Raw genomic sequence first — 11,967 nt, forward strand, 5'->3', positions numbered from 1 at the left:
CGTTCAAAAGTTAGTTATTCAATATACTCGATATTATAAGGGCGTAGTCGGGGATTCTGCCCACGTTTTGCAATTTGATGGCCGCCATCTTCAAGGCGGTTTCCATGCATATCTGATTGGATTTTCCTTTGATCCAAGCAAATAAAAATCCACTCCAAAAGGCATCTCCCGCACCCGTAGCGTCCATGATCTTATCCACTTTTAGGGCGGATAATTCCAAGATCGGCTTGCCTTGTTCGCTTAGCTTCGCACCTTCTTTTCCCAAAGTAAGGCATACTAGCTTGGCTCCTAATTTGTGTAAATTAGTAAAAATTTCTTCGTGGCTCATCCCTCTACCAAACAAGCGATCCATATCGTCTTGACTTACCTTCACCAAAGGACCCAATGCGCAATATTTCTTAATGGTTTCCAATGCCTCTTGGGTATTGGGCCATATTTTTTTCGAATAGTTAATGTCAATACTCAGTTGGCAACCCGCGTCATGTGCTTTTTGGGCAATTTCCAAAATGGTTTCCCGGGCTGGGGAACGACTCAACGCAAAGCAACTCGTATGATAGATTCGGGTTCTATCGAGCGTGCTCAGGGTGATTTGTCCACTTTCAATGTGGCAGTCCGCCCCTCTCATGGGAATAAATTCAGGGGTTCCCGTAGTTCGGTTAACAAAAATCACCGTAGAAGGAATACCATCGATTTCCCTTACATCTGAAGTATCGATATCTACTTCACGAAACCGTTTCAGGATATAATCGCCAAAGCCATCATTTCCCACGGTAGCCACCATCTTCACGTTTAAGCCCAAGCGAGCCATGTTCATCGCTACATTGGTGGGCGATCCGCCCAGATATCTATGGTAATCCTTGGTTTCCTTAATTGGTTTTTCTACTTGTGTACCAATAAAATCTATTAATGTTTCTCCTATACTTAGGATATCTATGTCTCTTTGTTCGTCTTTCATTAATGGGGGAATAGTTCCTTGGGAGGAACCAAATCATTGAGTTTATGTAAATAGGCTTCATCCAACAGGGAAACACCATATTGAAAAGAAGCGTTCATCCAACCAAAGCCTTCGGTGGTGATGTATTCGAATTCTGTTCCTACATTTCCATATTCTGCAAATACTTTGTGTGTGGCACTTACCACATCGTATTTTTCTGGGATGGTTCCGTTGTAATCGACCGCATTGCGGGTAATCATGTAGAGCCAACGGTAAATGAGTTCTTGCTGCTCTTCATGGAACCCATAGTTCTGAAGTCCTCTCCAAATCATCATTTGATGAGGAGCCCATCCATTAGGATAATCCCATTGCTTTTGCGGGCGTCCAGCCGATATTTCACCACGACTATCGCGATCGCAAGAAGCCACACCACCGGCTTCCTTCAATTTAGGCAGTAAGTTTTCCACCAGTTGTTTTGCCTGTTCCTGAGAACACATTTGAGCCCAAAGGGGCATTAACCCTGTTGCTGAGTAAAAAACATGCGGCATCTCCTTTTCAATATTGTAATCGAAGTACATACCTTGGGCTTTGTTCCAAAGGTATTGATCCATCCGTGCTTTACGTTCCATGGCTTTGTCCGTCCAATACTGGGAGGTGTATATCTGAGTGTCGATTTTGAAGGAATCGTCAAAATGAGTTTCTATTAGCGAAGCGAAATCCGTTTCATACTTGTAGAGCATGGCATTGAGCTCTACCAAATTGAGGTCGGCGCAAATGCCTTCCAAGCGATACGAAGTGTCATGTCCAGATTCCCGAACCGTTCTATCATGCACGAAATAATCGTCTAAGGCTAGATTTTCTAGGGTGCCTTGAGCATATCGCATTTCATAATCTTCCAAAGGCATACCCGCTTTCTTGGCATGCATTTCGATTTCGTGGTGAAAATGCCCTTCTTCGGCTTCTGGCGGCATGCCAATCCCTTCGGCCAAGTAGCGATTTAGACCATTGGACGTAAGTCGCTTGCCCATCACCATCCAAACGGTTTCGTATTCCAGGATAGCGGTTTCCAAATGACTCTTCAACCATTTCTTATCTTGGGTATGTTCAAAAACTTCGGAAATCATACTACTGTAAAACGGGGGTTGTGTTCGTGTTAAATAGTAAGACCTATTGGCATTTAGGATTTTTCCGTAATGCTGAATTTGATACTGAAAATTATTCGCCATTCCTAGGGCAAGATCGACCCTTCCATCGAGCAATAATCCAACCGCTTCAAAATAGCTGTCCCAACCGTACATTTCATTGAACCTTCCTCCGGGCACAACAAAAGGCTCTCCTCTTATGGCACCATTCTTTTCCGAAAGTTTCAAAGAAAGGATTCCACTGTTGGCATTCAAACTTTTTACGTAGGCAGGAGTAATGTTTTGCGGAAGCCGAACCACTTGCAAGGGTAATTGCCGTTGTAATTCGGTATAATATTTTACAGCCAAGGTATCACCGAAGGGGACATATACAGTGAGCACCTCATTTTCTATGGTTTTGTTTTTGGTATCTGCCAACAGGGCTTCAATACCATGGGCGTCCATGCTACGAGTAAGGCCTTTCCAATAGTAATTGTGAATCATTCGAGAGATACGCTGTACGGGAAGTTCTTCAATTTTTGAAGGATCTATTTCCAGTTCGGTTTTGCCTTCATTTTTGGCTATGACCAATTCCTGCAATAAGTTGGAAAGTGGGTAGGTGCCTTGCACAGTGTACGAACCCGATTCTGAAGAGATCACAAACTTCTTGGGGCCTTGATCCTCAACAGTGATTTTCTTATCACCATCGGTGTCTTCTTGGGCCAGAAGAAGTTGTAATGTTTTCTCTATGTCGACTCGAATTAATGTCACGTTACGCTTTGGCTAGTTTATTCAATCTGAAAAGGACGACAAGGATGATGGCCATGGGAATGAGTGAAAGGTAAAATACCTTATTCCCACCGAGCGTGTCGAACAGGTTTCCAATGATTACCGACCCCAACGTTCCCCCTATGGCCGAAAAGAAAGTTAAGATTCCAGCAAGGGAACTGTGTTGGTCCTTTTCTGTATTCGATAATACGGTTGAACTAATCAATGGATATAATGGCGCCAAGAATAGCCCGATCATAGGGAATAGGAACGAAACTAGCGGTAAATCACCTATGGTGCTTACTTCTATATTGGGTACATTACTTGCCATGGGTAACACAAGTAACACAAGGATAGCTGCTAAAATTACTCCAGCTACCGTAAGGTATATCCACTTTATTTTTTTGACCATAATCCCAGTGAGAAATCTCCCGAGAGCTATGGATCCCATAAGTATAACAGCCATCTGATTGGCTAATTTGGGATCGAGATGAAGGGTTTCCTTGTTGAAGGTAGGCAGCCAGGTCATGATTCCCTGTTCGGTCATTACGTAGAAAAAGGCAAAAAGGGCGAAAAGCCAAATGAATGGTTTTTTGAACAGCCGGAACATGGCATTGAAGTCCTGGCGGACGGTCGTATTTTTAGCTTCAACTTGAAGATTGAATTTAGAAAACAGAATGATGAAAAAGGAAACGGCAATAAGTACGGCCATAAGCAAGTAACCTTGCAACCAAGCATCAGGATCATTTTCATCTATAAACGTAGGCATCACCAAGTACATAAATATGATCCCTACCATGAAAATTGTTTCTATATAGCTCATCAATTGACTATGCCCTTCTTTGGTATCTGTTACCTGACCGATAAGGGCATACACGGCTACTTTTGCAATGGCAAAGGTCATCCCCGTAATCGCGAATAATATTTTAACTGCCCAGAAAGAATTGCCATAGTACATCCCAATACATCCAAAAAACACGAAGGCCAAACTTAAAAGCATTCCTTTTTTATAACCTAGCTTGGGTAGGAATGAACCAATTAGGAAGGAAACCAGTGCAATAGAAAGATCCTTGAATAGCTCTAAATAGGCAGCGTCCTGTTTTAAAACGCCGTACACTTCTTGCGAGCGTTCTACCAGATACCCAACGCTATTCAATAACGCTGCGAATACGAAGTAGATAATAAAAAGGGAAAGCTTTATACCAAAGTTTTTCATACGCTATTCTGTTTTAGATCCTCCTAGTCGCAATGCAAGGATTGCTGCTATGGCAAAGAAAACTCCACCAAATATGATGGCGTTTACAGCATCATTACCCAATAAATGTTTAATTATGGGGCCAAAAGAAACAGTTTGTATCAACATGGGGATTACAATCATCATGTTTACAATACCCATATAAACTCCTCTTCGATCCTCTGGTATTACTTTAGATACCATAGAATAAGGAATACCCATCATGGCAGCCCATCCTATTCCGAATAACACCATAGGAGCTAATAACATGTATTTATCTGTAATGAAGGGCATGCTTATCATAGCTGCAGCTGATAAAAACAGACAGCTCACATATACCGATCGGGAACCGTATTTCTTGGCGAAGGGAACCAGTGCTAATGCTACCAGCATAGTAACCAAATTATAGGTTCCATTCATCAATCCTGTTTGTGCAAGCGCCTGTTCCGATAAAAGTTGAATATTTTGAGCAAAGGAGGTGTCAGCAGCACTTACCGCTTCACCTGCTTTACAGGCTTCCATAATACCGTCGAACTTCTCCTGATCATCATTTGAAATACCCAAAAAGCTAGATCGTAGCATTGGGGTAATAAACTGCCAGTAAATGAATAATGCATACCATTGGAAGAAATAAACACCGGATAATTTCCACATCATTTTGGGCATTTCCCCAATTGCGTCGGCTGCTTCAATAAAAGGGTTCAATAGATCCCCTAATTTTTTAATGCTTGGTTTGTCTGGATTCTTCTTTATCAGGCGATAGAGATAGTACAACCAGATGATGGCAATAATGAGGATGATAATCACCAAAAGGTTAATATTCTCAAATAGGCTAGGAACCGCATAGCCTATGGCAAATCCTAAAGCGGTTGGAAGGGAGAGAATAACAAAAAGAACGCTTAAAATCTGGATTAATGGCGATGGTTTGTCCTTATTGAATTCCTTGATTTCCTCGAGTTCTTCTTCAGAAGGCGGAATTTCGGGTGTTTTCCAGTTGGACCAAAGTACTGTAGTGATGGAAGCAATGGCGCCTAAAAAGAAGGAGTAATACACCCATTTGGGAATAGCCGATACCGATTCTGATGCAGTGCTGCAGAGCGCTGTTGCTTCGTCCACTGGAACGCTGAACCAATCCTGAAATAAGAATAAGGAGAAATTAGCGATGGTAATTCCGGCACCCACAAAGAGACTTTGCATCTGATAACCAAACGTTAGCTGATCGTCATTGAGTTTGTCCCCTACAAAGGCGCGATAAGGTTCCATGGCCGTATTATTGGCAGCGTCGAGAATCCATAACAGACCTACGGCAAACCAAAGATGTGAACTGAAAGGGAAAGCAAACAAACACAGACTTCCCAATATTGCACCGATTAAGAAAAAAGGCTTTCTTCTACCGCCCCATTTAGGCAGCCAAGTTTTGTCACTTATGGCCCCTATGATTGGTTGAATAAGCAAACCCGTTACCGGACCGGCTAAATTCAAGAGAGGGAGTTCCCCATGATCTGCCCCTAAAAAAGAAAATATAGGGTTAACGGCTGTTTGTTGCAATCCGAAACTAAACTGAATCCCAAAGAATCCAACATTCATATTCCAGATTTGCCAAAAGGAGAGTCTCGGTTTCTTAATCATATTTTTTGGTCTTGTACGTTAGTTGAAGCGATTTGGAAATCACAAAATCGGCCAATTCCCTATGCGCTTTTATGATTGTATGTTCTTTCTCAAGAACCCTATTGTTGAATTCATTTATGGGATCACGATCACGGCCAATTCTCCGATTTTCCGAGTCACGGAATGTAGCCTCCATAAACACTCTAATATCTGTATTTTTTAATAAAATCGCGTAAGTTCCCTCAATAATCAGCGAATTTCGTAACGAAATCGTTATCGTTTTTTTAAGAATTTCATTTTTTTCATAATCGACCAAGGGTTTGGTAATGTTTTTTACCCCATTTTTAAACAATTCTGAATGCGTATCCAATAACTCCAAATCCACTTCCTCGGGACCGATCCTAGAAAAATCTTTCAATCGTGCCTCGTGATTATCTTTTGGCGGTAATTTGAAGTAATCATCGCTATGCAGGGTATAGGGCTCCGTCCCTGTTAACTGCTCCAATTGTACGGAAAGTACCTTCGCCAACGAGCTTTTTCCACACCCAGATTCACCTCCAATGGCGATCACGATTCTTTCCTGTTCCTTTAGTTTTTGTTCAATAGATGGAAGCAATTGCGACACCGCCAATTCGTAATCCGAATGATATTGAATGTCGTCACCTATCATGGGTATTATTCCGAAAGATGTAAAGCTAATTTCATGAAAACAATTCCCGAAGCGGTATATCCCATTTGGGTCTTACCACCCAAAGCCAATGTCTTCCCATGGATGTATTCCTGAAAATTCCAATCCGGTTTTTCCCTTACGACATCGACAAATGTAGAAATGATGTTCTTCACTTCTCCATGCATGCCGTTTTTGGCCAATCCCCAACAGAAAAGTCCCATCCAAACCGGCCAGATTCCTCCATTGTGAAAGGCGCCTGGGTGATTTTTAAAACTGAAGGAATAGTTGCCTTCCAATAGATTCCAATCCTCACTTTTCTCTGTGATCATAGGCCAAAAGGCTGGAATCAAGGCCGAACCAATCTCTGAAGTTAAAGTGTCTATGAACTGCGATATTTTTTCCTTTTGATGGGCATTCAAACGTGTTTGAAGCAAGGCCAACGCATTTCCAGCGGCGTCGAAACGGGTGTCGTATTTGCCCGGTAGCATAAAGGCGATAAAGTGCAAAATGGAATCGGGATCCAATTGTTGAAAAGCAGTTTTATGATAGACATGTCCTTCCTCTGTTTCATGGGAAGGCCAAAAATTCTGAAAGGCCCGATCCGAATCCAAAGGTTCTTTTCCTGCAATAGTATTCCAAAGATTTTCTCCCCAAAGGCGCAGCATGTTATCATACAAAGTGTAGCCATGAACCGGATATTCGTCGGCCCAATTTCCACTCAACGGTGTATACAACCATCCTTTGTTATTAAATTCGGTAGCCTTTAGAAAGGAAAGGCATTTTTCCACTTTGGGTCTAAGGATATGCCAAGTGCTTTCGTCTTTCGTTTCTTGATAATACATGCAGCATCCCAAAACAAACCATGTGTTCGCATCGATACGTCCTACCAAACTTCCATAGGAAACATCGTTTTCTTTGGGAAGCACGTTAGAAGGGATCATCCCCAAATCGTTTTGGTGATCCGCTAGGGTAAGAAGCGAGTTTTTAAGTCCTTCAATAACTGTATCATTGCCAATTTTGAGACCCGCCAATCCGCATACAATGCTGTCCCGAGCCCAAATTCGTTTGTAATTATCAGCCTCAATGGTACTGGCAAGTATCCCTTCGGGAGTGCATAAATCCTCTAATAGGGCAACCGCATCTTCGTATATCTCCGAAAATCCTTGGATCATGTTACTCACTTATAAGACTCATGGCAAAACCACCTCCAGGGGCTAAATTCACTGTGATTTTTGAAGAAGCATCTACTTCCATCGTTTCGATTTCATAGGCTTCCGGATTGTCATTCCAATGGGCATCGGCGGCATCTTTGTAGATCATAGCCTGATATTTCTTCCCTTGTGGCAAGAAGCTGAGTTCGACCGTTTGCATACGGCTATCTTCGTTGGTGATTCCTCCCACAAACCAATTTCCGCTTTCCTTTTCTTCACGAGCTATCGTAACAAAATCTCCGATCTCTCCATCCAATACCTTCGATTGTTCCCAATCCACACCCACATCGGTAATGAACTGAAAAGCCGGGTGCGGTTGGCCATCAACAGTGTAATGTTCTGGCAAATCACAGGCCATTTGTACTGGACTATAAATCACCACATACAATGCTAACTGATGAGCAAGTGTCGTATTGACCTGGTTCTCTTCTTTATACTCGTTGAATTTAATGTTGAAAGCACCTGGAGTAAAGTCGATAGGTCCCCCCAACATACGCGTAAAGGCAATGGTGGGTAAGTGGTTGGGTGGATTTCCACCATCACTAGCCCATGCATTGAATTCCTGTCCACGGAGTCCTTCGCGAGCAATGGCATTAGGATAGGTGCGACGTTTCCCAGTGGCTTTAATGGGTTCGTGAGCGTTGATCGCAATTTTTTTGGCAGCGGCTTCGCGAAGTACCTTTTCGTAGTGGTTCACCATCCATTGTCCATGATGGTATTCTCCTTTAGGAATGATTTTACCTACATAGCCCGTTTTTACAGAGTTCATGCCATTTTCTTTCATGAAATTGTAGGCCTCTTCCATTTGCTTTTCATAAGTTCTCGGTGCGGCAGAGGTTTCGTGGTGCATGATTACTTCCACGCCCTTTTCCTTGGCATAGGCCATGACTTCTTCAAAATCATAATCAGGGTAGGGCGTCATAAAGTCGAAAATGCCTTCACGGTCTTCGGTGTTGATCCATTGATCCCAACCGGTGTTCCATCCTTCGACCAAGAGTCCCTTAATACCATTCGCAGCTGCAAAATCAACGTACTTCTTGGCATTTTCGGTCGTGGCGCCATGACGACTGGAGTTTTTGGAACCTTCTATGTAGGTATTCATGTCTTGGCTTCCTTCCATGTCCCAAGTGGATTTACCAATGTGCATTTCCCACCAGATTCCAACATACTTCATCGGAGTAAAATAGCTTACATCGCCAATGGCATTTGGATCGTTGAGGTTCACCAATAAATTCGATTCGATTAAATCTCCTGGTTTTTCCCCTATCTGTAGCGTTCGCCAAGGTGTAGAGAAAGGCAGTGAAACCTCTGCCTTACCTCCTAAAATTTCGGAACCGACCAATTCACTCGTCATTTTTAGGCCAGAAGGGTCTACTTTAAGTGTCATCCCCGAATAGTTGGTAAGGTCGGCTTCGTGAAAACTGAGATACAACCCGTCCTGGGTTTTCATGGTAACCGGAGTATTCACAGCATTTTCCGGGATGTAGGTAGCGATAAGATTAGGGTTGCCAACTTTGGAAAGGGCATCGATTTCCGAGAATTTGGATTCGTTGTATAAATGCTCGTAAATATCCCAATCTCCCGGTAACCACCAAGTATCGTGATCTCCTGTTAAATTGAATTCGGTATTCTCGTCCATGATCAACAGCTCGGTAACGCTTTCCTGTTCTGGGAATTCGTAGCGGAAGCCCAATCCGTCGTCATAAACGCGGAAAACCAAGTTCATTTTTCTTGGTGTTACCGTATTTTCTTCCAATGAAATTTTCAATTCATTGTAGTGATTATTCACCATGCGCTGTTCGCCCCAAGGCATTTCCCAATCTTCGTTTATGGTTTCACTTATGGAAGCGGTAATACTGAAACCGCTTTTAAAACTGGGCTGATCTTTTACATCGAAACTCATATAAGACGTATCGATAACGGTAGCACCTTTATGTTGTACTAGATAATAGAGTTGTCCGGTGTTTGACAGACCTACTTTTGCAGTGATGGATCCGTTGGGTGAGGTTACTTCTGTATTAGGGGTTTCGGGTTGGCATGAAAAGAGGATTGCCCCTGCTGTAGCCAACAACAGGGCTGCTAATCGATTCGTAGTCATAATAGTATAAGTTTCTCTTACTTAAAGATAAGAAAATTATACGGTAAGTCTATAGGAAAAACAGGAAGTCTATTCCTTTATGGGAAGGAAAATTTCGGCTTTCCAATTCAATTCATCACCGCCCATATTGGGATTGTTGTAGAACACCTCCAATGGGGTGAGATCAACTTCAATATTATTGGCTTCCGCATACTCTTCTAACGCATACCATGCCCTATCTGAAGTAATGTAATTTCCGTTGTAAGTAGCTTTCAATGCCTTTTTGGAAAAGATCCTTTTATATCTAATTTCAGGGTGCTCGGGTAGATTCTCACTACGCACAATAGGAAAGCAGAAATTATAGATAATGCTGTCATTTTCCTGATCCCATCGTTCAACCTCCACAAAAGGTGTTCCCCGCGGTTCCAGATTGGCCTGTATCATAAAACCAGTGAGCGTATTGTAGGTGCTCATCATTCCTCTAGCTTTTTCTATCTGAATTCCCTTCAACGGAATATAAGCACAGAAACTCGCTTGGGTATCGCTTTCCCCTTCGATAGTTACCCTAATCTCTTTAAGATGTTCATTCAGTTTCTGAAAGAATTCCTGAACCTGTTCCTTAGATTCCTTTTCGAATTTCGATTCACCGAAGGGAATCTGCGTGCGGTACCTTAGCCCATTTTCGGCATCAATAATACCGGCACTTACCTTAACCTCATTATCGCCTACCTTTTTAATGTTCCAAACATAGGTTCTTACGGTATCTCCCTTTTTGATGGTTTGCACCAATTCCCCCAAGCTTTTCTGAACGATAGGCTCGTGATTTTTAAGGGAGGAGTTCCAGGATTTAATCGACTGATTTACGGTACCAACGGTTGTCTCGGCCTTAAAGTTTACCTGATAATCATAGCTCTTAATGAACAAGTACCACAGTACAGCTAAAACAGCTAGGCCAAGGAAGGTCAATAATGCTTTTTTCACCATAAGGTTGCCTCTGGGTTTAGTTTTTACGCATTTCTAGGGTTTTCACAAAATGTTGCCCAAGGGCTTTCCCTTGATCCAAGCCATTATCGATAGCCGCTCGATAGTGGATTCCTCCATACAGTCGACTTACCGCAGCTTCTGCAGCGGCCAACCTAAAGGATTTAAAATTGCGAATAGGAAGACCGTAAGGAACTTCCGTATTATCGTTGAAAGAGAAATTATCTCCAAAAATTCCAGTTAATACTTCCGAAGCCGCTCCTGAAACTACGGAGTGTCCACTTACATACTCTGGAAATGGTGGTGTTTGTAAAATGGGCTGCCAGCTGTCATCCATGTGCTCATTGATTAAAGTCTCCGGACGTACCAAATTGCTTCGGTATTTTTCGTCCCAGCAACTAATAAAGGCATCTGCGATGGCCATGGAGGTATGCGTGTACGTATACATGGTATTCATCACATCATAATCCGCTTTCTTGGTAGCGATCTTTGCGATACCGATCCAATGCGCTCCTGGGGTTATTTTTTTGGTGGCGAACATAAGGTGACCACGGGTTACCGAAACATAAGGGTTGCAATCCCAAAACTGTGCAATTTCGATCTCTTCGCTATCATCTCCATTCTTGGTAATCTCTTGGCTTACGTCATACACTTCTACCAATTCCTTGTAGAAATCACTGTCCTTGTCCATAGAGAAGGGCGGTGGCGGAAGAGGTTTAAATTGAGAAGCGGAATCCAATAGGAACGGGCGGATTTTATTCCAATGGGGTTCTATACCATCCATATACGATGGAGGTGTAGGTTGCCAACGCGAAGGGTCCTCCGTTTGCACTGTAAACTTGGGCATGGTACGCGTTTGCTTGTAGTTGTCTTTGTCCAACCAAGCGGCGATGTGTTCTGCCACTTCCATCCCATATTTTTTAGAAGCTTGAAATTCGGCATCATTGGTCTTACTCCAAATGCCATAGAGACTATCTTGGAAGGCTCCAATACGGGCTTCCGAAAAAATCAATCGTTTGCTCACGTCCATATGGGCAATGAGTGCTGCCAAATCGTAGTTCACATTGGGATTATCCGTCTTTGGGATGGCTTCCAAATCACTAATTTGACCCGCCAAGGAACTGAAATCATCCGATTGGCTCGCTAGGATTTCGTACGCCGCCACATTGGGATAGGCATAAATCCTACTGGCTACGGGTGGAGAAAAAATATCGTGGATCATCACTTCGGTCACTTTATCTACCGAATTGTGAAAGTCATCCGGGCTTATGGTAATAGGCTGGGGAGGTTCGCTACAGGATGCCAATAACAGTAGGCAAACTGATAAAATACTTCCAAATCGCATCATCATCTTAGGCATGTT

Annotated in this window: 9 protein-coding genes; all 9 read right to left on the minus strand. The window is 42.8% G+C overall.

What is annotated here, in order from left to right; all coding sequences use genetic code 11:
• Window positions 1-10: 10 nt before the first annotated feature.
• Window positions 11-955, minus strand: a complete 945-nt coding sequence (locus POV27_RS02950) for a carbohydrate kinase family protein (protein ID WP_272861234.1) — start codon at window positions 953-955, stop codon at window positions 11-13.
• Complete coding sequence (locus POV27_RS02955) at window positions 955-2,826, minus strand: alpha,alpha-trehalase (protein WP_272861235.1); 1,872 nt, start codon at window positions 2,824-2,826, stop codon at window positions 955-957. Before POV27_RS02955 ends, POV27_RS02950 begins: the two co-directional genes overlap by 1 nt.
• A gap of 1 nt (window position 2,827) precedes the next feature.
• Window positions 2,828-4,039: an MFS transporter gene (locus POV27_RS02960; protein WP_272861236.1), complete on the minus strand. Its 1,212-nt coding sequence runs from the start codon at window positions 4,037-4,039 to the stop codon at window positions 2,828-2,830.
• 3 nt (window positions 4,040-4,042) lie between these two features.
• Window positions 4,043-5,686, minus strand: a complete 1,644-nt coding sequence (locus tag POV27_RS02965) for an MFS transporter (protein WP_272861237.1) — start codon at window positions 5,684-5,686, stop codon at window positions 4,043-4,045.
• The gene (locus tag POV27_RS02970) at window positions 5,679-6,335 is read right to left on the minus strand and encodes a uridine kinase family protein (protein WP_272861238.1); all 657 of its coding nucleotides are present in this window, start codon (window positions 6,333-6,335) and stop codon (window positions 5,679-5,681) included. Before POV27_RS02970 ends, POV27_RS02965 begins: the two co-directional genes overlap by 8 nt.
• A gap of 5 nt (window positions 6,336-6,340) precedes the next feature.
• A complete protein-coding gene (locus POV27_RS02975) occupies window positions 6,341-7,507 on the minus strand; it encodes a glycoside hydrolase 100 family protein (protein ID WP_272861239.1) in 1,167 nt (388 codons plus the stop codon).
• 1 nt (window position 7,508) lies between these two features.
• The gene (locus tag POV27_RS02980) at window positions 7,509-9,644 is read right to left on the minus strand and encodes a glycoside hydrolase family 97 protein (RefSeq protein WP_272861240.1); all 2,136 of its coding nucleotides are present in this window, start codon (window positions 9,642-9,644) and stop codon (window positions 7,509-7,511) included.
• 69 nt (window positions 9,645-9,713) lie between these two features.
• Window positions 9,714-10,607, minus strand: a complete 894-nt coding sequence (locus POV27_RS02985) for a GyrI-like domain-containing protein (RefSeq protein WP_272861241.1) — start codon at window positions 10,605-10,607, stop codon at window positions 9,714-9,716.
• Between the two features lie 16 nt (window positions 10,608-10,623).
• Window positions 10,624-11,964, minus strand: coding sequence for a vanadium-dependent haloperoxidase (locus POV27_RS02990; protein WP_272861242.1), 1,341 nt, complete (start codon window positions 11,962-11,964; stop codon window positions 10,624-10,626).
• Window positions 11,965-11,967: the final 3 nt, after the last annotated feature.

The sequence above is a fragment of the Aureisphaera galaxeae genome, assembly GCF_028561275.1.
GTDB lineage: Bacteria > Bacteroidota > Bacteroidia > Flavobacteriales > Flavobacteriaceae > Aureisphaera > Aureisphaera galaxeae.

Bases quoted from the DNA above. Each gene is read 5' to 3' on its own strand.
- POV27_RS02950 (WP_272861234.1), bottom strand. From the start codon at position 955: ATGAAAGACGAACAAAGAGACATAGATATCCTAAGTATAGGAGAAACA.
- POV27_RS02960 (WP_272861236.1), bottom strand. From the start codon at position 4,039: ATGAAAAACTTTGGTATAAAGCTTTCCCTTTTTATTATCTACTTCGTA.
- POV27_RS02965 (WP_272861237.1), bottom strand. From the start codon at position 5,686: ATGATTAAGAAACCGAGACTCTCCTTTTGGCAAATCTGGAATATGAAT.
- POV27_RS02970 (WP_272861238.1), bottom strand. From the start codon at position 6,335: ATGATAGGTGACGACATTCAATATCATTCGGATTACGAATTGGCGGTG.
- POV27_RS02975 (WP_272861239.1), bottom strand. From the start codon at position 7,507: ATGATCCAAGGATTTTCGGAGATATACGAAGATGCGGTTGCCCTATTA.
- POV27_RS02980 (WP_272861240.1), bottom strand. From the start codon at position 9,644: ATGACTACGAATCGATTAGCAGCCCTGTTGTTGGCTACAGCAGGGGCA.
- POV27_RS02985 (WP_272861241.1), bottom strand. From the start codon at position 10,607: ATGGTGAAAAAAGCATTATTGACCTTCCTTGGCCTAGCTGTTTTAGCT.
- POV27_RS02990 (WP_272861242.1), bottom strand. From the start codon at position 11,964: ATGCCTAAGATGATGATGCGATTTGGAAGTATTTTATCAGTTTGCCTA.